The organism is Nocardia sp. NPDC059691 (assembly GCF_042733915.1).
GTDB classification, from domain to species: Bacteria; Actinomycetota; Actinomycetes; order Mycobacteriales; family Mycobacteriaceae; genus Nocardia; species Nocardia sichangensis.
Map to the genome: position 1 here is coordinate 23,736 of NZ_JBHWFB010000008.1, position 22,438 is coordinate 46,173.

The 22,438-nt window shown below is 67.0% G+C and carries 23 protein-coding genes and 1 tRNA gene; 18 read left to right on the forward strand and 6 right to left on the reverse strand.

All coding sequences use genetic code 11. From position 1 onward, the window contains the following. The first annotated feature begins 285 nt into the window (after window positions 1-285). From ACFV2O_RS18635 to dnaG, 3 genes are all read left to right on the forward strand, one after another. The gene (locus ACFV2O_RS18635; RefSeq protein WP_379252875.1) at window positions 286-1,440 is read left to right on the forward strand and encodes an FIST N-terminal domain-containing protein; all 1,155 of its coding nucleotides are present in this window, start codon (window positions 286-288) and stop codon (window positions 1,438-1,440) included. Next, a complete protein-coding gene (locus ACFV2O_RS18640; protein WP_356964917.1) occupies window positions 1,437-2,186 on the forward strand; it encodes a Mut7-C RNAse domain-containing protein in 750 nt (249 codons plus the stop codon). Before ACFV2O_RS18635 ends, ACFV2O_RS18640 begins: the two co-directional genes overlap by 4 nt. Before the next feature lie 87 nt (window positions 2,187-2,273). Then, window positions 2,274-4,193, forward strand: a complete 1,920-nt coding sequence (dnaG, locus tag ACFV2O_RS18645) for a DNA primase (protein ID WP_379252876.1) — start codon at window positions 2,274-2,276, stop codon at window positions 4,191-4,193. Window positions 4,194-4,262: 69 nt separating this feature from the next. Here dnaG and ACFV2O_RS18650 read toward each other — a convergent pair whose 3' ends face one another. Beyond that, on the reverse strand, window positions 4,263-4,508 hold the full coding sequence (locus ACFV2O_RS18650; RefSeq protein ID WP_039796811.1) for a hypothetical protein: 246 nt from the start codon (window positions 4,506-4,508) through the stop codon (window positions 4,263-4,265). Window positions 4,509-4,711: 203 nt separating this feature from the next. On the opposite strand from ACFV2O_RS18650, the gene ACFV2O_RS18655 reads away from it, so the two are divergent. Together ACFV2O_RS18655 and ACFV2O_RS18660 are read left to right on the forward strand one after the other, a co-directional pair. After that, a tRNA-Asn gene (locus ACFV2O_RS18655) sits at window positions 4,712-4,784 on the forward strand. 527 nt (window positions 4,785-5,311) lie between these two features. Continuing rightward, window positions 5,312-5,503, forward strand: a complete 192-nt coding sequence (locus ACFV2O_RS18660; RefSeq protein ID WP_379252877.1) for a hypothetical protein — start codon at window positions 5,312-5,314, stop codon at window positions 5,501-5,503. 469 nt (window positions 5,504-5,972) lie between these two features. Here ACFV2O_RS18660 and ACFV2O_RS18665 read toward each other — a convergent pair whose 3' ends face one another. Further along, window positions 5,973-6,125: a hypothetical protein gene (locus tag ACFV2O_RS18665; RefSeq protein WP_379252878.1), complete on the reverse strand. Its 153-nt coding sequence runs from the start codon at window positions 6,123-6,125 to the stop codon at window positions 5,973-5,975. Between the two features lie 13 nt (window positions 6,126-6,138). Between ACFV2O_RS18665 and ACFV2O_RS18670 the strand changes: the two genes are divergently transcribed. Next, window positions 6,139-6,381 carry a hypothetical protein gene (locus tag ACFV2O_RS18670; protein ID WP_379252879.1) on the forward strand — a complete coding sequence of 81 codons (243 nt, stop codon included), beginning with the start codon at window positions 6,139-6,141 and terminating at the stop codon, window positions 6,379-6,381. A 245-nt stretch (window positions 6,382-6,626) separates the two neighbouring features. Here the strand turns inward: ACFV2O_RS18670 and sigJ are convergent, their stop codons facing one another. Then, window positions 6,627-7,517, reverse strand: coding sequence for an RNA polymerase sigma factor SigJ (gene sigJ, locus ACFV2O_RS18675; protein ID WP_379252880.1), 891 nt, complete (start codon window positions 7,515-7,517; stop codon window positions 6,627-6,629). Between the two features lie 137 nt (window positions 7,518-7,654). Here sigJ and ACFV2O_RS18680 point away from each other — a divergent pair, with 137 nt between their 5' ends. The 3 genes from ACFV2O_RS18680 (at window position 7,655) to ACFV2O_RS18690 (ending at window position 10,635) form a co-directional block, all read left to right on the forward strand. Next, window positions 7,655-8,233, forward strand: coding sequence for an NADPH-dependent FMN reductase (locus ACFV2O_RS18680; RefSeq protein ID WP_379252882.1), 579 nt, complete (start codon window positions 7,655-7,657; stop codon window positions 8,231-8,233). Between the two features lie 40 nt (window positions 8,234-8,273). Beyond that, entirely contained in the window at window positions 8,274-8,765 is a 492-nt protein-coding gene (locus tag ACFV2O_RS18685; protein WP_379252883.1) for a YybH family protein, read from the forward strand. 388 nt (window positions 8,766-9,153) lie between these two features. Next, complete coding sequence (locus tag ACFV2O_RS18690) at window positions 9,154-10,635, forward strand: MDR family MFS transporter (protein ID WP_379252884.1); 1,482 nt, start codon at window positions 9,154-9,156, stop codon at window positions 10,633-10,635. Window positions 10,636-10,735: 100 nt separating this feature from the next. On the opposite strand, the gene ACFV2O_RS18695 is transcribed toward ACFV2O_RS18690, so the two are convergent. Further along, window positions 10,736-11,167: a hypothetical protein gene (locus ACFV2O_RS18695; RefSeq protein WP_379252885.1), complete on the reverse strand. Its 432-nt coding sequence runs from the start codon at window positions 11,165-11,167 to the stop codon at window positions 10,736-10,738. Window positions 11,168-11,423: 256 nt separating this feature from the next. Here ACFV2O_RS18695 and ACFV2O_RS18700 point away from each other — a divergent pair, with 256 nt between their 5' ends. The 8 genes from ACFV2O_RS18700 (at window position 11,424) to ACFV2O_RS18735 (ending at window position 19,665) form a co-directional block, all read left to right on the forward strand. Continuing rightward, entirely contained in the window at window positions 11,424-12,671 is a 1,248-nt protein-coding gene (locus ACFV2O_RS18700; protein ID WP_379252886.1) for a helix-turn-helix domain-containing protein, read from the forward strand. A 571-nt stretch (window positions 12,672-13,242) separates the two neighbouring features. Beyond that, window positions 13,243-13,839: a TIR domain-containing protein gene (locus ACFV2O_RS18705; RefSeq protein WP_379252887.1), complete on the forward strand. Its 597-nt coding sequence runs from the start codon at window positions 13,243-13,245 to the stop codon at window positions 13,837-13,839. A 2-nt stretch (window positions 13,840-13,841) separates the two neighbouring features. Continuing rightward, window positions 13,842-14,168: a hypothetical protein gene (locus ACFV2O_RS18710; RefSeq protein WP_355072537.1), complete on the forward strand. Its 327-nt coding sequence runs from the start codon at window positions 13,842-13,844 to the stop codon at window positions 14,166-14,168. Between the two features lie 35 nt (window positions 14,169-14,203). Further along, window positions 14,204-14,488, forward strand: coding sequence for a helix-turn-helix transcriptional regulator (locus tag ACFV2O_RS18715; protein ID WP_355072539.1), 285 nt, complete (start codon window positions 14,204-14,206; stop codon window positions 14,486-14,488). Between the two features lie 209 nt (window positions 14,489-14,697). Next, complete coding sequence (locus ACFV2O_RS18720) at window positions 14,698-15,369, forward strand: VWA domain-containing protein (protein ID WP_379252888.1); 672 nt, start codon at window positions 14,698-14,700, stop codon at window positions 15,367-15,369. Then, complete coding sequence (locus tag ACFV2O_RS18725; RefSeq protein WP_379253111.1) at window positions 15,369-16,367, forward strand: protein phosphatase 2C domain-containing protein; 999 nt, start codon at window positions 15,369-15,371, stop codon at window positions 16,365-16,367. The genes ACFV2O_RS18720 and ACFV2O_RS18725 overlap by 1 nt, the downstream gene beginning before the upstream one ends. A gap of 11 nt (window positions 16,368-16,378) precedes the next feature. Then, on the forward strand, window positions 16,379-18,424 hold the full coding sequence (locus ACFV2O_RS18730; RefSeq protein ID WP_379252889.1) for a hypothetical protein: 2,046 nt from the start codon (window positions 16,379-16,381) through the stop codon (window positions 18,422-18,424). A 50-nt stretch (window positions 18,425-18,474) separates the two neighbouring features. Beyond that, on the forward strand, window positions 18,475-19,665 hold the full coding sequence (locus ACFV2O_RS18735) for a serine hydrolase domain-containing protein (RefSeq protein WP_379252890.1): 1,191 nt from the start codon (window positions 18,475-18,477) through the stop codon (window positions 19,663-19,665). On the opposite strand, the gene ACFV2O_RS18740 is transcribed toward ACFV2O_RS18735, so the two are convergent. Both ACFV2O_RS18740 and ACFV2O_RS18745 read right to left on the reverse strand, forming a co-directional pair. Beyond that, window positions 19,632-20,885 (reverse strand): acyltransferase family protein, encoded by a 1,254-nt coding sequence (locus tag ACFV2O_RS18740; protein ID WP_379252891.1) that lies wholly within the window; start codon window positions 20,883-20,885, stop codon window positions 19,632-19,634. The genes ACFV2O_RS18735 and ACFV2O_RS18740 overlap by 34 nt on opposite strands. A gap of 20 nt (window positions 20,886-20,905) precedes the next feature. Next, on the reverse strand, window positions 20,906-21,790 hold the full coding sequence (locus tag ACFV2O_RS18745) for an SGNH/GDSL hydrolase family protein (protein WP_379252892.1): 885 nt from the start codon (window positions 21,788-21,790) through the stop codon (window positions 20,906-20,908). A 141-nt stretch (window positions 21,791-21,931) separates the two neighbouring features. On the opposite strand from ACFV2O_RS18745, the gene ACFV2O_RS18750 reads away from it, so the two are divergent. Continuing rightward, window positions 21,932-22,318: a hypothetical protein gene (locus ACFV2O_RS18750; protein WP_379252893.1), complete on the forward strand. Its 387-nt coding sequence runs from the start codon at window positions 21,932-21,934 to the stop codon at window positions 22,316-22,318. Window positions 22,319-22,438: the final 120 nt, after the last annotated feature.

Here is a 22,438-nt window from a genome sequence, read left to right on the forward strand (position 1 = left end):
GACACTCTGATCCCGGGTGACCGAAAACAGACTGTGGTCGCGGCTATTGTCGCTCAAATGCGCCGGACCTCTCCGGGCTGGGAAGATCGATTGTGCGTCGCCGCCGCCGAACAGCTATCGATTCGCAACCTGTTCGTCGCCCTTGTCGCTCCGCTCGTGGAGCTGAGAAATCTCCGGCCCGCCCCGCGCATCGGGCCACTTGGCGGTACCGGCTCGGCAATGCCGATGAAAAGCGCTGTGCGACAAGTGAATTCACTGAAGCCGCAGGTTGGCTACCATGGAAGGGTGCGGATCGGAGTAGGGCTCTCCACCGCGCCCGAAGCGCGGCGAGCGGGCATGGAGGCCGCAGCGCGCGCCCGCGACCAGATCGCGGGCGAAGCGCCGTCGCTCGCTGTGCTGCTCGCGTCCCGCGTGCACACCGACGACGCCGTCGAGGTGCTCTCCGGCGTCCACCGGACGGTCCGGGTGCCCGCTCTGATCGGATGCGTGGCGCAGGCGGTAGTGGCGGGTCGCCGTGAAATCGAGGACGAACCCGCGGTGGCGGTGTGGCTGGCCTCCGGACTGCCCGCGGCCGAAACCTTCCAATTGGACTTCCTTCGCACGGCCAGCGGCGGGCTCCTCGCCGGCTATCGCTTCGACAAGGCCGCACGCGACTTCCACCTGCTGCTGCCCGACCCTTACTCCTTTCCGGCCGATCTGCTGCTGGAGTACGTGAACACGGATCTGCCCGGCACCGTCGTGATGGGCGGGTTGGTCAGCGGCGGCCACGGCCCGGAAGGCAGCCGCCTGTTCCGCGACCACGCCGTGGTGACCTCGGGCGCGGTCGGCGTGCGTCTTCCCGGCCTGCACAACGTGCCGATCGTGTCCCAGGGCTGCCGTCCGATCGGCAACCCCTACACGGTCACCGGCGCGGACGGCACGGTGATCACCGGACTCGGCGGTCTGTCCCCGATCGAGCGGTTGCGTCAGATCGTCGCCGTGCTGCCACCCGACCAGCAGGAAGAGCTCGCGCGCGGCCTGCAGATCGGGTTCGTCGTCGACGAGCACCTGGCCGAGCCCGGGCAGGGCGACTTCCTGATCCGCGGTCTGCTCGGCGCCGATCCGTCCAGCGGCGCGATCGAGGTGGGTGAGGTCGTGGAAGTCGGCACCACCGTCCAATTCCAGGTCCGCGACGCGGTCGGAGCCGACCACGACCTGCGGAACGCGCTGGCGCGTGCGCGCACCGACCTTTCCGTACGTCCGGCCGGTGCGTTGCTGTTCACGTGCAACGGACGCGGCCGCCGGATGTTCGGTGTGGCGGACCACGACGCCACGACCATCGAGGACTTGCTCGACGGCATCCCGCTCGCCGGTTTCTTCGCCGCCGGTGAGATCGGGCCCATCGCGGGCCGCAACGCGCTGCACGGATTCACCGCATCGATGGCGCTGTTCGTCGAATGAGCGTCGATCTCCGGGTCTACGCCGAGCTGAACGATTTCCTGCGGCCCGGCGAGCGCTACACCGTGCTGCGTCGGCCGTGCCGCCCGCACCAGACCGTCAAGGACGTCATCGAGGCCGCGGGCATTCCGCACACCGAAGTGGACCTGGTCCTCGTCGACGGAGAACCGGTCGACTTCGACCATCACCCGCGCCTCGGCGGGCGGATCACCGCGTATCCCGTGTTCGAGACACTCGACATCGGCCGGGTGACGCTGGTCCGCCCGCATCCGCTGCGGGAGCCGCGCTTCCTCGCCGACGTGAATCTGGGCGGTCTCGCCAAGCTGATGCGGCTGCTGGGTCTCGACGTGCACTGCCGGTGGGAGGCCGAGGACGCCGAACTCGCCGAGGCGTCCGCGGCCGAGCACCGGATCCTGCTCACTCGTGACCGAGGGCTGTTGAAGCGCCGCAACGTCACACACGGCGTCTACATCTGGTCGGACCAGCCGATCGAGCAGGTCGTGGAGGTGATCCGGCGGCTCGACCTCGTCGCGTGCCTGGATCCGTTCACCCGCTGCCTGCGCTGCGGCGGCGTGGTCGCCGAGGTCGACAAAGCCGAGGTCGAGGACCGCCTCGAACCGCTCACCCGTCGCTACTACGACATTTTCCGGCAGTGCCGTGATTGCGGCCGGATCTACTGGCAGGGTTCCCACCAGTCACGTCTGGCGGAAACGGTCGCGGCGATCCGCGCGGAACTGGATCGCTCGTGATTCCCCGCTCGAGGGCGCCTTCGCCCGGAACTCGCGGTGCCGAGCCGCCCGGGCGCGTCGGCCCCGGCTTCGCCTAGACTCTCTGCCGTGGCCGGACGACTTCCTGATCGCGATATCGCGGCAATACGCGAGCGCGTCCGGATCGAAGACGTGGTGGGCGAGTACGTCGCGCTCAAGCGCGCCGGAGCGGACTCCATGAAGGGCCTGTGCCCGTTCCACGACGAGAAGTCGCCGTCGTTTCACGTGCGACCCAATCACGGCCTGTTCCATTGCTTCGGCTGCGGCGAGGGCGGCGACGTGTTCGCCTTCCTGCAGAAGATCGAGCACGTCGGGTTCGTCGAGTCGGTCGAGCAGTTGGCCGACCGGATCGGCTACCAGATCAACTACGAGGGCGGCGGCACCTCGGTGCAGCGCGATCGCGGCACCCGGTCCCGGCTCGTCGCGGCGAACGCGGCCGCGCACGAGTTCTACGTTGCCAAGCTGCGCGAGCCGGAAGCCGAGACCGCGCGCAAATATCTCACCGATCGCAACTTCGACGCCGCTGCCGCGCACCACTTCGGCTGCGGTTACGCCCCGGCAGGGTGGGACACGCTCACCAAACACCTGCTTCGCAAGGGGTTCGACTTCAAGGAGCTGGAGGCGGCCGGGCTGTCCAAGCAGGGGCAGCGCGGCCCGATCGACCGTTTCCACCGGCGGCTGCTGTGGCCGATCCGCAACCTGTCCGGTGACGTCATCGGTTTCGGCGCCCGCAAGCTCTTCGACGACGACACCATGCCCGGTAAGTACATCAACACCCCGGAAACGTTGCTGTACAAGAAATCCCAGGTGCTCTTCGGCCTGGATCACGCCAAGCGCGAGATCGCCAAGGGGCACCAGGCGGTCGTGGTCGAGGGCTACACCGACGTCATGGCGATGCACCTGGCCGGGATAAAGACCGCCGTTGCCTCGTGCGGCACCGCATTCGGCGACGACCACCTCGCCCTGTTGCGCCGCCTGATGATGGACGACAATTTCTGGCGCGGCGAGATCATCTACACCTTCGACGGCGATGCCGCGGGCCAGGCGGCGGCCCTGAAAGCCTTCTCCGGTGATCAGAAGCTGGCCGGTCAGACCTACATCGCGATCGCGCCGGACGGGCAGGACCCGTGCGAACTGCGGCAGCACTCCGGTGACGCCGCCGTGCGCGATCTGGTCGCCCGCCGAACCCCGCTGTACGAGTTCGTGATTCGCGGTCTGCTGGCCGACCACAACCTGGACACCGCGGAGGGCCAGGTGGAGGCGCTGCGCCGGGCGGTGCCGGTGGTCGCGCAGATCAAGGACAACGCCCTGCGCAAGGCCTACGCCACCAAACTGGCCGGGTGGGTCGGCTGGGACGACATCCAGACCGTGGTGCGCCGCGTCGGCGAGGAAGCCAAGCGGAACCGCAACGGCGGCGGGCAGGCGGGCGCGGGGCGTGCGCCCGCGCCGCGCCAGGTGGTCGCGGAACATCCTGCGGCACGGCCGAATCCGAACGATCCCACCCTGCTGCCGCAACGTCAGGTACTCGCCGCCGCACTCCAGTACCCGGCGATGGCCGGAGCGGGTTTCGACGCGCTCGAGGCCGAAGCCTTCACCCACCCCGCCTACTCGGTCCTTCGCGGCCTGATCGCCGAGGCGGGCGGTACGGCCGCCGGGCTCGGCGGCGCGGAATGGGTCAACGCCGTCGCCGACCGCACCGAGGACCTGACCGTGCGCGCCCTGCTGTCGGAGCTGGCCAACGAGCCGCTGCCGGTGAAGTCGGAGTCCGACATCCCGCGCTTCGTCGCCGGTGTCCTGGCGCGCACCCAGGAGGCCTGGGTCGGCAGGCAGATCGCCGAACTCAAGTCCAAGCTCCAGCGGGTCTCCTCGACCGAACAGCCGGAGGCCTACTACGCCCTCTTCGGCGACCTCGTCGCCCTCGAGCAGTACCGCAAGAGCCTGCTCACCCAGGCGATGGGCAACCACGGGGACTTCGCCACCGGGGCCTAGGGCCGATCAGGTCCGTGATTGCTCCACACAGTCCGACTGGTGCGAGCATCGGTCACAGCATGTGCGGGGTCAGCGACGGAGCTGGTCGTGCGGTACCAGGACGGTGGTCCGCTCATCGATCGGTTCCATCGGCTCGAGGCGGGGGCGGGTGCTGAGCTTGTCCGCCAGTTTCTGCCTGCCGACGAGCACGAGCTTGCGGGTCACCGGGCTCTCGGTCAGCGCGCGGGTAGCGGCGCTGATCTGTTCGTAGCGAGCCCGCCCGGCCTTACTGCCGAGTACGTAGCCGGCCGCCACGCCGATGATCAACCGCAGCATCTCGATGTGCTCCTCCCAGTTGCCAGTTCGCCGCCCCCATCCTGCCCGACACCCCACACGCCTGTCGATCCGGACACTCGGTAGCGACACCCCCGCTCTCAGTGACAACTCAGCAGGTAGCGCCGCGATTTGGGCCTCCGCCCAGCGATACGCTAGAGTTTCTCCTCGGCCCGCCCGATACCAACCGGACGAGCCAAGGGCAATCCCCTATAGCTCAATTGGCAGAGCAGCCGACTGTTAATCGGCAGGTTTCTGGTTCGAGTCCAGATGGGGGAGCAAGAATAGGCCTCTGACCAGGAAATATGGTCAGGGGCTTCATTCGTTTGGTCCACTGATCGGACCTCGCCGAGAATTCGCCACCGAACGTTTCGTCGACCGGTCGTGTCGAAACCTGACCGAGTCGTCCAACGGCGTCACCATGATGATTCCGAACAGTGCGCGTTCGTCCCGGTTTCGTCGGTTGTGCGGTGCTGAGGCCCGGCAGGCACTGCCTCGAGATCGATGCTGTATACGCCGAGTGTGATGAGCCGAGGTTCCGGTACGAAAATCAGCGCTCATGTCGAATGCCGTGCGAATGCGCCGCGCCACCAGGCCGCCAAGAGCGCACCGACAGTGACGCCAGGCTCGGCGTATCGAATTGTCGAACATGTGTTCGACACTGAGGTAAGCTGGCTCGGGTGAACATACATTCGATCGCGGCGGCGCCGGATGCTCCAGCACCGGGATGGCCGGAACTGGCCGATGTCGATTTGCTGCGCACCCTCGTCGAAACCGAACGCCGTCGGAGGCGACTGGATGCTGCCATGCGCGCAGCCGTCGCCGAAGCCGAACGTCGTGGCCTCGCCGCAGACACCGGCTATCGGGACACCGTGGAGCTATTGACTGATCTGCTGCGGATCAGTGCCCACGAAGCGCGCCAGCGAATCGAATACGCGGCTCCGCAGGCCCGCTCGCGTTCCAGAAAGGTCTGGAGGGTGCTGGCGGCAGCAAGCTGAGGCCGAGCCCGCTGCCTCGACCTCGGTTCGGAAGGCCGCCAGGACCGACTGCCCGTTCACCGTGTAAGCGCCGGCACGGGCCGCGTCCACTGTGGCTCGTTTCGAAACGGCGCAACGTCGGCCAGCAGTTGATCTCGCGAACGCGCGCACATGCCGATGATCGTGTGCGTCGAACTCCGTGGTCCTGATCAGATCACACCATGGGAGGGTTCGGCCATCTCCGCGCGTTGAGCAGGTTTCCCCGTCACGGGTGGGGAAGCGAAACTCCCTGCTGTGTAGCAAATTTGGACATTCGACCGATAGGGGACTCGGGTGCGGCGAGCGCGCTTATGTTGAGTTGGAGGTCAACGATGTCTCATTGGAGGAGAAGTCGGCGCACGGTTCGACAGTCGGTCCTGCTGGCCGCAGTCGCCGGGACGGTGGTGCTTGCTCCGGCCGCGCTGGTCTTACCGGCATTCGCAACCCCTGATCAACCCCCGGCTACTACCGCACCTGTCACCATCGCGCCCGTGACGACGGTGCCGCCGGTCACCACCGTGCCGCCGGTGACGACCGCGCCGCCGGTCACCACCGTGCCGCCGGTGACGACCACGCCGCCGGTCACCAGTGTTCCGCCGGTCACGACCGAACCGCCCGTGACGACTCCGTCATTTACGAAACCTCGTGAGCCGGAAGACCCCTACGGACCCGACGGCTTCGACGTCTGGGGCTACGACCGCTGGGGTTACGACAGGTGGGGCTACGACCGGCAAGGCTACAACGAACGGGGCTACACCTCGCAGGGCTGCGCCCGTTCCGGCGAGGACCGGCCGGACGCCGACCGGCTGGCCTGCGAACTGCGCAGGGCGCGACCTTCCACCGGCAGCGCGGGCAGCTGAAACCCATACCGCTGCTGTTCAACACCTCGCCCATCGACTCGTAGCGCAGACGACCGCGCCGCGGGTCGACGCTGATTCGAGTCGGCTCTGGGGGGCCGTGCGCGAACCTGCTGGGTACATCGTGATGGACTCGACCGTCGGCAGCACGGCCTTGCTCTGTAAGTAGGGCCGTACCGCGCTCGCGCGCCCCTCCAGCGTCAAGAGGCCTGCGGCGATCCGTCGACTCTCGACCCCGGAGCAGTCGTTCAGCCCGCTGCCCAGAGGCTGAGTTTTTCCGGATTCCGGATCGCCCAGATGCGGGTGATCCGGTTGTCGGCGATGTCGAAGGCGTAGACCGACACGATGGTGTCGGCGAGCTGCGCCACCAGGCCGGGTTGGCCGTTCACCGTGCGCTCGAGCAACGTCACCTCGGGAGATCGGGCGGCGATTCCGATCCAAGCGCGGGCGATCCGCTCGCCGCCGTTGATCGGGTGCAGGAAGGCCGGGGCCAGGCCGCCGCTGTCGGCGGTCGCGGTCGCGTTCGGATCGAGCAGCCCGATCAGAGCTTCGATGTCTTGTGTCTCCCAGGCTCGTTTGAAGTCCCTGATCACCTCGGCGTGCCGGGTTCCCGACGGCCCCTGCGCGGTGCTGATGCGGCGGCGGGCGGAAGAGGCGAGTTGGCGGCAAGCCGCAGGGGTGCGTCCGACGATCTCGGCGACCTCGGCGAAGGAGTAGCGGAAGACATCGTGCAGGACGAACGCGACCCGTTCGGCCGGTGTCATGGAATCGAGGACGACGAGGAACGCCATACTGATCGACTCGTCGAGGGTGACCCGGTCGGCGGGATCAGCAGGGGAGGGACCACCGAGCCATTCGGAACGGTCGGGCAACGGCTCGGGAATCCATTCGCCTACATAACGTTCCCGTCTGGCACGCGCCGAGCCGAGGAGGTCGAGGCAGATGCGGCTGGCGACCGTCGTCAACCAGGCGCCGGGCGCCGCCACCTCCTGCCGCTGCCGCTCGGGCAACGCGTACCAGCGCAGGTAGGTCTCCTGCACCACATCCTCGGCTTCGGCCAACGAGCCGAGCAGCCGGTAGGCGAGATTGATCAGTTGACGGCGTTCACTGATCACCGAGCGCAGGTGCGGGTCGGTCATGGGTATCGGCTCCTTCGGTCGACGCGGGCCCTACCGAATCGACGAGACAGCGACCCGATTTGTGAGACAGCCTGACATTCCGGACGGCTGTGTCGTCGGAAGGTCGTGACACTTTCAGCGAAGCAGGAGTTCCGGAAATGACCAGAATCGGCATCATTCTCGGCAGTACCCGACCCAACCGTAACGGCTCGCAGGTCGCCCGGTGGGTCATGGACGTGGCATCGCAGCGCGGCGACGCCGAGTTCGAACTGATCGATCTGCGTGACCACCCGCTGCCGCACCTGGACGAAGCGGTGCCGCCGATGTTCGGCCCGTCCGTCAACACGCATACCCGCGCTTGGGCCGAGCGCATCGCACCGTTCGACGGTTTCGTGGTGGTGACCCCGGAGTACAACGGCGGCGTCCCCGGAGTGCTGAAGAACGCCTTGGACCACCTGTTCGCGGAGTGGGTCGACAAGGCGGTCGGATTCGTCTCCTACGGCGTGAACGGCGGCGCCCGCGCGGTGGTGCAGTTGCGGACGGTCTGCGGCACGCTGGGCATGGCCGACGTGGGCTATCAGGTCGCGATCTCGGTGCTCACCGATTTCGAGAACCACACCACCTTCGTACCGGGCGAGCACCATGCCGCCGCCCTGGGCAAAACGCTGGATCAGGTCGTCGCGTGGAGCGTCGCCCTCGCACCTTTGCGCGCCGCTGCCGCGGTCGCCGTCGGGTGATCCCGCAGAAGAGACCGCTTCGCGGCCGGAAATTCATCGAATGGAGGATGCAATGACTGCCAACGATCACGGAGTTGGTTCGGTGGTATCGGCGCCCGCGCAACGCGCAGTGGACGAAGCCGAGATCAGGCGGCGGATCGACAAGTTGGCCGAAGGAATCGGGGCCAAGGATCTCGAGGGCGTGAAGCAGCTCTACGCAACGGACGTCGTCTCCTTCGACGTCGAGCCTCCGCTGCAGCATGTCGGTATCGACGCGAAAGCGAAGAACTGGGCGAAGGCGTTCACGTTCTTCCATGATGTGGCCTATGAGATTCGCGACCTGGCCCTCACCGTGAGCGACGATGTGGCATTCGGACACGCCTTCGGTCGGCTCAGTGGCACGCTGCAGAACGGGGTGGCGACGAACGGTATGTGGGTCCGGGTCACGCTCTGCTTCCGGAAGATCGACGGCGATTGGCTGATCACGCACGACCAGGCTTCTGTGCCGTTCGATATTTCGACCGGCAGAGGAGTGGCCGACCTCGAGCCCTAGCCGCTGCCTGCCGCGGTAGCCGGGCAATGCCGCCGACACGCCGCGGCCCCGGCGCGAGCGTCGCGTTCGGGGTTGCGGCGGGCAGGTTTTCACTCGGACGTCCGTGTCGGGACAGTCCGCGAGCGCGGATCGCCTGGAGTGACCAGGCTCACGATTGGGATTCGCGTAGGGCTGTAGAGGGTCCTGACCAGCGGTTTCCAGTAAGGGTGCTGGGTGTATCGGCAGGAAAACCGGGTGATTTGTGTCGGTGCCGGGCGGAATACTGACCCGCGCCCGATGAGTTCGAGCAGTCGACACCGTCTCTACAGCTGTGGCGCCGGGACGCGATCCGGTGACTCGGCGAAGGGCCACATGTTCTGTCAACGACCCATGCCTCCGGAGGTATCCGATGTCCGCCGCACCATCCGTTCCAGCCTCGGGAGGGCGGACACCGACCGTCATTCGGGTGCTGGTACTCGCTACCTTCGTGGTGATCCTGAACGAGACCATCATGATCAACGCGATTCCGCGCCTGATGGCGGATCTGGCGATCACCGACCGGGCGGCGCAGTGGGTGTCGACGGCGTTCATGCTGACGATGGCGGCGGTCATCCCGACCACCGGCTGGTTCCTGCAGCGCGTGTCGACCCGGCAGGCGTATGCCGCGGCGATGGGCGTCTTCCTGGCCGGTACCGCGTTGTCGGCGGTCGCGCCGTCGTTCGCGGTGCTGCTACTCGGCCGGATCGTGCAGGCCTTCGGCACCGCTGTGATGATGCCGCTGCTGATGACCACTCTGATGACGGTGGTGGCCGAGCACGACCGCGGCAGGGTGATGGGCAATGTCACCCTGGCGATTTCGGTTGCGCCCGCGATGGGGCCGGTGATCTCCGGCGGTGTTCTGCAAATCGCCTCGTGGCGTTGGCTTTTCGTGCTGGTGCTGCCGATCGCGGGTGTGATCACTTGGCTGGGGCTGCGGCAGCTGGAGAACGTCGGTGAACCGCAAGCCGGGCAGATCGATGTGGCCAGCGTGGCGCTGGCGGCGCTCGGGTTCGGCGGACTGGTGTTCGGGCTCAGCCGGTTCGAAAGCGACGACTTCGCGGGCCCGCTCGGCATCGTCGCCGTGGGCTCGGCGCTGATCGCCCTGTTCGTGTGGCGGCAGTTGCGCTTGCAGCGCACCGGTACCCCGCTGCTCGATCTGCGCGTCCTGCTGTCGGCCACCTACACCAAGGCGCTGATCCTGATGTCGGTGGCGTTCATGGCCATGCTCGGGTCGATGATTCTGCTGCCGCTGTACCTGCAGAACCTGCGTGGCCTCAGCCCGTTGGCCACCGGCTTGCTGGTGATGCCGGGCGGATTGGCGATGGGTCTGCTCGGGCCGACCGTCGGTCGCCTGTTCGACCGGTTCGGCGGTCGCTTGCTGGTGATCCCGGGGTCGATCGGAATCGCCGTAGCGCTGGCAGGCTTCACCCAGATCTCGATGACCATGCCGTACTGGCAGTTGCTGGCCCTGCACATCCTGCTGATGGTGTCGCTGGCGGCGGCGTTCACCCCGGTGTTCACCCTGGGTCTCGGTGCGCTGCCGCAGCATCTGTACTCGCACGGCAGCTCCATGCTCGGCACCTTGCAGCAAGTCGCCGCGGCGTTCGGCACCGCTCTCGTGGTGACGGTGATGTCGGCGCGCGCCACGTCGCTCGCCGCCGGGGGAAGCGACCTCGTCGCCGCCCATCTCGACGGCATGCGCCTGGCTTTCCTCGTCTCGGCTGCGTTGGCGCTGATCGTGATCGTCATGGCGGTGCTGCTGCCGAACCGGGCCGCCGCGCACGAAGAAGCAGCCCCGGCGAAGTCCGTCGAGGGATCGGAGACCACGGCTCCCGAACTGACCAAGCGCTGAACCGCTTCGATACGGAAGCCCCTGGACGCATCCAGCGCCAGGGGCTTCGCCGTACGCTCCTACATCGGCACTGGTGGCGGGAATGTCCGGACGACGCCGCTCAACCGCCGACGACCGCGACTACCCGGTAGCCGATGATCAGCGCGGTCAAGACCACGGGAATCGCGGCCACGCTCGGAGTGACGATCGCGCGCGCGAAATCGCGTGCGGGTCGGTCGGAATCGGGAATCATGTCGAACGGGAGCGGCCCGGATGCCAGCGGCTCACGTAGTTGCCGCGCGGCGGATGCGAACAGTTCCCGGTAACGGCGTTCCAGACTCAGGTAGTAACCGTCGAGACCCCAGAAGATCCAGGCCGGCGCCAGCGCCAGCAATATCAGGCCCGATCCTTGCCGGGCCTGTGTGGTGAGTAGCGCGAATATCACGGAGACGAGGGTCACCGACCATCCGCGCACCGTGAACGACTGCTGGCTCAATCGCGCGATGATCGACTGCGACATCTCGAGGTGCTTGATGCGATGATCCGTATCCATCCTGTCCCCAATTCCCGGCTGGCATAGGCTGATTCGGCGTGACTCGGCGCCGAATCGCCAGAGTACGGCACAGCGATGGCGCAGCCGCCCGCCCAGCGGTTGGATGCGCTGACGGTACGGAGTCGCGGGGGTACACTCGCAGCGACAAGGGGTGTGGTGTTCGGTCGGCCCTGGTTCATAGGGGCGGTTGCAGGTTCGCCGAAAATTCTTCGCGCGCGAGAATTTCCGGCTGGCAACGGATTCCGAGGTAATACTTATGGCAAGTGCTGAATTCGGTCGAGAACTGCGCAAGCGTCGACTCGAACAGGGGCTGGCCCTGGGTAAACTCGCCGAACTCGTGCACTACAGCAGGAGTCATCTGAGCAGGGTCGAGAACGGGCAGAAGTCGCCGTCCTCGGCGCTGGCGCGCGCCTGCGACGCGGTCCTGTCCGCGGGAGGCGACCTGCTGGTGCTGGCGCCGTCGGCGGCACAGCCGGACCTGGATCTCGATATCGACGTCGGCGGCTCCTCGGATGCCGAGTGGAACGTTCGATTGCACGCGGACGGGTCCGGTGTGTTCCGGATCGGGGACTTCGGCGTGCCGCCGGTAACCGCGTTCCCCGCGACAGCCACCAGCTCCGCCGCCTCGTTACCCGGCTTGAGCGCGCTGTTCGAGGAGATCAAACGCCTCGGCCGGACCAGCAGTCCCAGCCTCGTTTTCCCCATGGCGGTGATACACGAACATGCCGCGGCCGCGTCCGCTCTGCGCAGTGCCGGTGAGCTACGCAGGCAACTTCTGCTGCACGCCGCCCGTACCGCGGAATTCGCCGGCTGGATGGCCCAGGAATGCGGCGACGAGCGCGGCGCGCTGTGGTGGACGACGCGGGCGGTCGACCACGCTTCCGCTGTCAGCGACGAGCACATGGTCAGCTACGCGCTCGTCCGCAGGGCGGTGCTGAGTCTGTATCGCGGCGATTCCGCCGAGACGACCGATCTCACCGAGCAAGTGCTCGCCGACCACGCCGTCCATCCCCGGATCCGCTGGCTGGCCGCGCTGGGGGCGGCGCAGGGCTATGCCATCGGCTTGGACCACTCGAATTCCATGCGAGCGCTGGACGAAGCCGCAAACCTTTACGACGCCGCACATCGCACTGGGGAGAACGAGCTGGGGCCCTCGGCCCTGCACGAGCGCTCTGTCCTCATCGAGGCCTGGTGTCACTACGATCTGGGCAACCTCGAGGACGCCGCCGTACTGTTCGACCGAGCGATGTCGCGGAATCCGCAGCAGTCCGACCGTGACCGGGCGCGGTTCGGCACCCGGCGGGCGTTGGTGTACGCCGCGCTCGGCGACCTGGATCGGGCGTGCGCGTTGATCGCGCCGTTGCTCGACGTCATCAGCGCGGTGGACTCGGTGACGATCCGCGCGGATCTCCTCGATTTCGCCCGTACGGTGGGCCGTTACCGCCGACATGCCGCGCTGCTCGACATCCAACCGGCGCTGATGTCGGTCCTTGCCAAGCGTTGAGTGATCGGTTGTCCGTTGCCGCTGCGAACGGCAACGGACAACCACTGTCGCCGGCCGTCTGCTCGCTGAATGCTGAAGAGCGAGCCGCAGTTCGCGGCCCGGAGGTAGGAAAACGCCGCGGGGGCAAATGATGAGGACGAGAACGCCGCTTCGATGCGTTGCGGCCACGGTGGTAGGACTGTGCCGACCTACGGTGAATCGGCACGGCGCTCGGCTTATGCGAACACCCAGCACATTTGGCGCCGGCCGGGAGGGCGAGTCGACCATAATGGGGAAATAAACCAACCAGAACCTTTCGATCCGGCGGTCAGGGGATACACGCGGTCGGATATATGACCGAACGTTTGCTGTTCGAGTCGCTCAGAGTTCGGTCCGGGTGCAGACTGTTCTCTGAAAACCGTGGTGTTTCGCTCGAGGACGAGATTCGCGACCGTGAGGCATCCGAAGGATGTTACTCGGGGGTGCAACGAACTGGTCGGTTCATCCAAATCGCTCCGTCATCCGCGGCATCTATTCGCAATCGCGCAGCACACTGCGCTCGGTAAATCGTCCTCGAGAATTGGGTCAACTGATGGAAATATTCCTGAACTACCGCATCGTTGACAGCGTCTACGCGGTCAACGAGATATCGAAGCAGATGGCACGACACCTCGGCAGGGCGCGTGTCTTCCGGGACGTGGATTCGCTGGCCCTGGGTAGGTTGTACGCGCGCAGGATCCGCCGTGCACTCGAGGAATGCGACACGATGGTGTCGGTGATCGGCTCGTATTGGCTCGACGCACGTGACGAACGCGGACTCCGTCGCATCGATGACGATCGCGACTGGGTGCGTATGGAACTCGTTACCGCGTTCGCGCGCGGGATACCGGTCGTCCCCGTTCTGCTGGACGACACGTCGTTGCCGAGCCCGGACCAGCTTCCGGCGGATATCCGCGCGCTATCGCAATCGCAATACTGGCATATTCGGTACCGAACGGTCGAGGAAGACGTCCGCGGTCTGCTCCGGCACCTTGCTCCGGGGGCCGACATCCGGCCGGACGGGCCGGACCGCGCGGCGCAGCAGGGCACGCAGAACAATCAGATCAACGTGGCGAAGGACGGCAGTGTCGTGCACGCCAATCAGAACGGAACCCAGAACATCTGGCTGGGCGGCCATCACAGGAGATGACGATGCACCCGTCGCCGGGACCGAACAACAATCCCAACACGAACAATCAGATCAATCAGGCCAACAACGGCAGCAGCATCTACGCCAACAACGGCGGTCGGCAGAACATCAATATTCACCAAGGCCCCCGCCGACGCGTCTGGACGTGGTACGTGCTCGCGGGATTGCTGTTACTCGACGTGGGCTTCTTCGTCTATGGCCAGTCCGCGTACACGGCCGAATCCGGGAATTCCGGCGATCTCTCGCGTGCGTTGATCTTTTTCGCGCTCTTCGTCGCCACCGTTGCCCTCGTGCGGGTATGTGTGCGTGATCTGTTCGGTCGGCGGTAGGCGCGTGCGATGAATTCTTGTAAAGGAAATGGTTCATGAGTGTCACGTTCGATCACAGAGACGATCCGCGGCCCCCGACATTGGCGTCGCGGGAGCGTCCGGCGCTGAGCAGCAGGGAGATCGAGGTACTGCTGGCGTGGATAGCGTCGGACTCGAAGGTGGAAGTCGCTCGGCGGCTGTATATCTCGCTGGGAACTGTGAACACCCACCTGGCCCGGATCAGGGACAAGTACGCCGCGGTCGGCCGGCCCGCGCCGACGAAAGCCGCTCTCGTGGCCCGCGCATTGCAGGACGCGCTGATCGGCATCGACGACCTGTGACCACGGCGTCGGCGGGCAGTCGGGCAAACGGCGGCGTGGTGACGTGGATATCGCGGAGTGGAAATGCGCTGACGCCGGCGATTCGGGTGGCGCGGAGGAAAAACCATTGGGGCGCAGGGATTTGTCGGTCGAACGGTCGACAGTGAATCACCGCCTGCGCCGGTAGCATTGGCACGCCCGGGTGGCAGGGTGAAAGGGAGTGGCACCTGATGAGTGAACCGAAGGCGACAATTCTTCCGGTATATTTCGTCGCGGACGAATCGTATTCGATGGTCGACGATGTGGCGGATCTGAACGCGGGCCTGTCCAGCTTGCTCGACACCTTGCAGGGCGAATCCATGGCCGCGGCGAAGGTGCGTTTCTGTGTGCTCGGGTTCTCCGATACCGCGGTCTGTCATCTGGAACCGACCGATCTGCGGAATCTGGAAGCCATGCCGGAACTGCGGGCGCGCGGTTCGACGTCGTTCGCGGCGGCGTTCGCCGAATTGACCAACCGGATACCGCGCGACATCGCCGCGCTGAAGTCCGCCGGCTACCTGGTCAATCGGCCCGCCGTGTTCTTCCTCACCGACGGTGCGCCGAATCCTGGCGAGGGCTGGGAGGCCGAGCACGCGCGGCTGACGAGTTTCGCGGCCCGGCCGAACATTCTGGCGTTCGGCATCGGCCAGGCCGACGCCGATGTGATCCGGCGGGTGGCGACAAATCCGCAGTACGCGTTCATCACCGCGGCCGGCACCGACACCGGCGTCGCGATCTCGAAATTCATCACTGCGCTGACGCAGTCGGTGATCAATTCGGGCCAGGCGTTGGCGACGGGACAGGCGACGCTGCAAGTGGAGAAACCCGATAATTTCGTCTCGCTCGCCGTGGACACGGTGTGATGGGCTTCCTGAGCAAGCGGGGCAAGCGCTTGCCGGATGATCCGGTGCCCGCGGATCCGGCTGTCATCGTGAACCCGGCACCGGCGGACGAGGCGATCGGACCCACCCTTCCGAGCCGCCCGGCGAGCGAGCCGATCGTAGTCGGCGCCCCCACACCCGCGTTCGAGGCGAAAGCCATCGGCACCGAGTACGGCAGGAATCCGTACCGCGCGGACACCATGATCGACGGATGGTCACGCGGACCGTTCACCATTCGCGCGGCATCGGTGCGTGGTTACCTGCACCGATACAACGGCGCACCGCGTCAGGACGATTTCGCGGTAACCGCGGCGCCGGATCGTGATCGACTGATCGTCGCGGTGGCCGACGGAGTGTCCGCGGCGCGGTATTCGCACATCGGCTCGACCACCGCCGTGCGCTACGCCACCCAGTGGCTGGAAGAGCAGCCGGTGGAGGCGCTCGGCGACATCGGATGGCAATCGCTGTTCCAGAACACCGCGTGGATGCTGACCGAGCGCGCCGCCGCTGTGCTGTCGCTGGCGCAAGCCGATGCCGAGCAGGCCGAGCAGGTGCTGGCGACGACGCTGACGTGTGTGGTGTGTGAAAGCGACGCCGACGGCGCGTTGTCCGCGGTGCTGGCCGGTGTCGGCGACTCCGGTGCCTGGTTGCTGTCGGACGAGCGTTTCGTCCCGGTACTCGGCGGCAAGCAGTCGTCGGACTCCGGGTTGACCTCCTCCGCGGTGAGCGGGCTGCCCAGAGTTCCGAACGAAGTCGAGCCCATCTCGGTGACCGTCGAGCCTGGCCAGGTGTTGCTGGTCGGCACCGACGGATTCGGCGATCCGCTCGGCGGCGGCGACGGCGAGGTCGGGGCGTTGTTCGCCTCGGTGCTCGCCGGGCGGGTGCCGTCGCACCTGGAATTCGCGCACACCCTGGATTTCTCGCGGGAGACATTCGACGACGACCGGACATTGGTGGCCATCTGGCCGAGGGTGAACTGACGGGATCGGCAGTGACGCAGCAGCGAGTGAAGGTGGGTCAGCTCGGCCCGTTGACCAAGCTGGCGGCCGGTGGTCAAGGGGTGGTCTTCAGCGCGCCGAGCGCGCGCATGCGGTACGCGAAAGCGGTGGTGTACAAGGAATACAAACCCGTCGTGCTGGCGAATGTGGCGGTCGACGTGTTGGAGGAGATGCCCGCCTACCTCGAATCGCTGCCCTTCGCGGAGGGCATGGACCTGCTCTCCCGGGTCGCGTGGCCGTGCAGGCTGGTCGAGGCGGACAACTCCGCCCAGGTGACCGGGTTCGTGATGCCCGCGATTCCGGACGAGTTCTTCATCAAGATGACCATGTCCTCGGCGGTGCAGTCGAAGACCGCGGAGTTCCAGCATCTGCTCAACGGTGACGGTTTCCTGGCGCGGCGCGGCATTCCGCTGACCGACCGGCACCGCTACGAGTTGCTGGCCGAAGCCGCCGAAGCGCTGACGATTCTGCACCGCCACGACATCGCGGTCGGCGACCTGTCACCGAAGAACCTGCTGTTCTCGTTACAGCCGGATCGGAAGGTGTACTTCATCGACTGCGATGCCATGCGGCTGCGGTCCAGGTCGGTCTCGGCGCAAGTCGAGACTCCGGACTGGGAGGTCGAGGTGGTCAATCCCGGAGAGGAACTGGCGACCGCGCGATCGGATGCCTACAAGTTCGGGTTGCTCGCGCTGCGGCTGCTGGCCGGAGACCAGAGCACCCGCGACCCGAACCGGCTGCCCGCCGCCGTGCCCGCTCCGGTGCGGGGACTTGTCGGCGCGGCCCTGTCGCCCGTACCGGCGCAGCGGCCCCGGCCGGGGGACTGGTTGCCCGCGCTGTCCCAGGCCGCGGCGCACGCCGCCACCCGCGCGCCGTCGCCTCCGCCACGGACCACACCGCCGCGCGGAGCGGTGGCGCCCGCCATCGTCACATCGGCACCACCGGTGATCATGCCGCCGCCCGCTGGCCGCGGCCCGTGGGCGCCTCGGATCCCGACTCGGGTAAAGGTGATCTCCGCGCTCGCTCTCCTTGTTGTCGTCGTCGGCTTGCTGGCCGGCAAGATGTCCGGCGACAACGGTCCGAGCGCCGCGGGCAACCGCGCGGCGGCCGTGGCGACCGGACCGCCCTCGGTGACCGCCACGATCGCCGTAGGCGCGCAACCCTGGGGCGTCGCGATCGATCCGACCAGCGCGAACTTGTTCGTTACCAACAGCGCGGGCAATTCGGTCTCGGTGATCGACACGAAGACGAATGTCACCGGGGTGGTTACGGCACCGGGAATGGTGAAGCCGACCGCGGTCGCCATAGATTCGGCGGCGGGGCTCGCCTATGTCACGAATGCCGGAAGCGCCTCCGTGTCACTGATCAACACGCGCAATGGGTCTTTTGCGGGAAGTATCCCCGTGGGCGCGGGGCCGTACGGCATCGCCGTCGACTCCGCCTCTCACACCGCTTTCGTCACGAATTTCGAGGCCGACACGGTGTCGGTGATCGACACCCGATCCAGGGTGGTCACCGCGACGATCCGGGTCGGTAGCCATCCGTACGGCGTGGCCGTCGACCCGAGTTCGCACAGCGTCTTCGTCGCCAACGCCGGTCCGCCCGGCGCCGTCGACCACACGGTGTCGGTGATCGACCCCGCCCTACCGGTCGTAGCGGCCACGATCAATGTCGGGAATCAACCTTGGGGCGTGGCGGTCGACTCCGACACGCGCACCGCGTACGTCACCAATCATGCCGACGGCACCGTATCGGTGATCGACATTCGAACCCGCGCGGTCACCGCGACGTTGCGGGTCGGGCTCGGACCGGTCGGCGTGGCGGTGGACGGGCCGCGGAAGACGGTGTACGTCACCGACCACGGCCTCGACGATGTGCGTACTGCCAGCGCTGTTTCTCTGATCGACACCCGGACCGGAAAGCCCGACAGCTCGATTCGAGTGGGGAGCCGCCCGCACGGTGTCGTCGTCGATCCGGGCAACCGGACCGTCTACGTCACGAACTTCAGGGACGGCACAGTGTCCGTGATCGGTGACTGATGGCGACGCACAGCTTCCGCCATGGAAAAAGCCGATGGCCGCGGCTCATTGTGGCAGTCGTCGTCGCATACGCCACCGTCGTGGTCGTGGGCGGCGGCTCCGAGCCCGGGGCGCGTGACAACCCGGGGAGCGCCGGGGACTCCACCGCTCTCGGTCGCACGCTGGAGCCCATCGTGCGCGGAGTGCTCGACGCGCACCTCGTTCCGGGCGCGGTGGTCTACGTGCGGACGCGGGACACCGTGTGGCGACAGGCTTTCGGCACGCGAACGGTCGGGCGGAGCGATCCGGTGACCGTCGACGACTTCTTTCGCGTCGGTTCCACCACCAAGACGATGGTCGGCACGGTCGCGCTGCAGCTGGTCGGGGAGGGTCGACTGGCCCTCGATGATCCGGTGTCGAAGTACCGGCGCGGCGTTCCGAACGGTGCCGGCATCACGATCGCCGAGCTGCTGAACATGCGCAGCGGGTTGTTCAGCTATAACGAAGCACCTCAGCTCGCACGAGCGATGGACGACGACCCCGGGCGCACGTGGGAGCCGGAAGAGCTGCTCCGGCTGGGGTTCTCGTCGCCGCCGTATTTCGCCCCCGATGCCGAGTTCCGCTATTCGAATACCAATACGATCCTGTTGGCCTCGGTGCTCGAGCAGATCACCGGTGAGGACATCCGCTCGCTGCTGACGAATCGCGTCTTCGTTCCGCTCGGCCTGACGAACACGTCGTTCCCAGCCCCCGGCGACGCGTCCCTGCCCATGCCGTCCCCACACGGATACCTCTACGGCACCAACGAGTCCGCGCTCACGTCACCGCGGTTGCCCGACGACCAGCTCGCCGCGGCTCGCACGGGATCACTACTGCCGACCGACGTGACGAACCTGGATCCCTCGTGGATCGGAGCCGCGGGCGCGGCGATCTCGACCGCGGGGGATCTGGCTGCCTACGTGCGCGAGCTGGTCGGTGGCGACCGCCTGCTCGGGCCCCCGCTCCAGGCGCAGCGCCTCGACAGCGCGGCTCCGTTGAGCCGGAGCGATCCGGCGGACATCCACTACGGTCTCGGACTCGAGTCGTTCGGGCCGTTGCTCGGCCACGACGGGGCGATCCCCGGGTTCCAGACGTTCATGGGCTATGACCCGGTCACCGATATCACCGTCATCGTGTTGTGCACACTGCGCGACGGGCCCGCGGGCGGGCGGCCCGCGAACGAGATCGCCTACGGTTTCGCGCGCACGCTGATCGGCGGCTGATCCGCAGCGGTGGCCGCACGACGTGGCCGGTCACCAGGTGGGCGTCCGGCGAAGCGTCGCATGATGGGCCGGTCCATACCGTGGTAGATGGCCGCCGCGGCGAGGATCGATATGACCAGTACGACTGTCGCCCACAACGCCCAGCCGCCGATCGAGTACCGGTGCCCGCCGATGAACAGCCGGGTGACGATCACCATGACCGGGAACTGGATCATGTAGAACGCGTAGGAGATGTCACCGAGCCAGACCAGCGGCCGTCTGGCATTGAGGCCGGAGATTCCCGCCAGGTCCCTGGCGGCCAAGGTGGCTATCACCGCCGTCATCGGCGCCACCAGCAGTGCGGACATCTTGTAGTTCACCGGGACGAACCAGGTTGCGCCGTAGACGAGGACCAGCGCTGTCAACGGTGTGGTCAGCCGCGTATTGCGCCAGAGACCTTCGGCGACGAGACGGGCGGCGATGACTCCGAGGTAGAACTCCGGCAGTCGTGATGCCGGGAAAGGGTAACTGAGCCAATATGACGTCGGGATCGGAATATCGGGCTGCGCGAACCATTGTGGTGAGGCGTGAATTTCGAACTCGGGCGAGACATCGCCGCGCAGCAGCCTCGGCGCGAAGGTGTTGGCGATGCCCTTGGGGCCGTCAGCCCACAGGTAGAAACCGGTGTGCAACGCCAGGATCGCGACCAGCAGCGCCGCCACCGCCCACCACAGCCCGCGTCGCGGAATACGCGCGACCATCGGGTAGGCCATGGGAAAGCTGAAGTAGAACAGCAACTCCGCGCACAGCGACCAGGACGGGACGTTGAGTCCGCCCACCGTGGTCCACTTGGGCACCCAGGTGTGCACGAGCAGAACGTTCGGCGCCCACACCACCGCACGGCCGAGCGGGACGCTTGCCGCGACCACGAACACCAGCGCGGCGACCAGATGGGTCGGGTAGATCTTCAGAATTCGGCGGCGATAGAACAACCGCACCGGCATACCTTCGCGAAACGACCAGTAGATGACGAAGCCGGAGAGCACGAAGAAGAAGGTCACCCCCGCAGCGCCCTGCTGCATCGGAGCAAAAGTGTGAATGGTGCGGAACAGCTCCGACTTCTGGAACGGATAGGCCGGGATGAAGACCAACGCGTGCAGGACGAAGACGGCGAAAGCCGCCCACCACCTCGCGCCGGTGAGCGCGGGCAGCTCAACGGCCGGACGATAGTCGGACGGCATGGGCGTGCCGTGCGTCGCGCTCAGAGCCCGAACCGCTGGCGCACCTGCACGGCGACGGCGCCGTTGCCCTGCGCGTTGGGGTGCACCGGGGCGCCGTCGAACGGCGAGTCCGCGCCTGCGAGCCCGCTGATCCACGGCTCCTCCGAGCAACTGGCGTGCCCCGCGGTGATCGCGCGCACGTCGACGAACTCGATGCCGAGCAGCTGCGCGGCGGCACGTTGCGCGTCCTGCAGGCGATCGAGATAAGCGATGTAGCCTTCCGCGCGCGGCTGGACGACCCGTCCGACGACGGCGAGATCCATGCATGCCGCGGGCTGCCCCGGGGGGAAGATCTCCGGGTATCCGACGAGCGCCACCCGCGCGTTCGGGGCGTAGTAACGCACGAACGTGACGACCTCGCGTACGCGGTCCGCGTAGGTCGCGCCGGTCACCGCGTGGTAGTCGGGCAGCCGGTTCTGCTCCGCCGCGTCGAGCCCGCACCCCTCGACGATGTCGAGGAGGCAGTCGGTCGAGGGAAACGCGGTCCCGCTCGACGCGCCCCAGATGTCGTTCAGGCCCGCTTGGATCAGGACGGCACGTGTATCGGACCCGAACGCGCCCTGCGCGTGGGCCTTTCGCGTCTGATGCACGAGCGTCCAGCCGTTCCCGGTGTCGATCGTGCCGCCGTTGCAGGACACGTCTACGAATCCGGCGGTGCCGGAGAGCCTTGTCGATGTGGCGAGTTTGTTCGGCCAAGAGTTCGGTGACCGAGCGCACCCGTCGTCGGCATGGCCGAGGACGGGTGCGGTGGCGGTGAACGAGTCGCCGAGGACGACCAGCGTCGCGGCGCCGGCCGGATCGGCCGTGGCGGTCGTGCCGGAGGGCAGGGTGAGCAACGAGATCGCAACGAGCGCCGCGGTGGCCATCGACCTACCTCGGACGGATCTCATCGCACACCCAATCTTTCGACAGCACAGGAGGTTCCAGTATCGCGTCGGGCCGCCGCCCGCCGCTGTCGGTCGAACGGCCGACTGCCGTGGGTACCGTGCCGGCACTAGCGTTGCCTCGTGCCTGCTCTCCGATCCGAATCCCGTCGGTTGCCGCTCGCGTTGGGCATCGTCGCGCTCGCGATCGGCGGATGCGCGCAGCCGTCGGAGTCGGCGCCCGCCGCACCGGCAGCGTCGACGTCGGCCACGAGTCCGACTTCCGCCGCGGCGCCCGCGCCGGTGTCGCCGATCGCTCCGGAGCCGATCGCTTCGGCGCCTCCGGAGGCTTCTGTTCCGGAGGCGGCTCTGCCGGAACCCGACGTGCCGGAACCCTTGGCCGAGCCCCCTGTCGGCGTACGCGTCCCGCAGCCGCAGCCCGCCGCGCCGCAGCCCAGACCCGCGCCGCAGCAGCCCGCGGAGCCGCCCTCCCTTCCCGACCCCGGTTTCGAGCCGCGTTCCGGGTACTGACCTCCGCGCTGACACATGCCGGAAGAATGGTGGCGAGCGTGCGCGATTCGATTCGGCGGCGCACGCGCGGAGCACGCCATTGCCGGGGGATGCGAAGACTCGGCAAGATATTGCTCGATA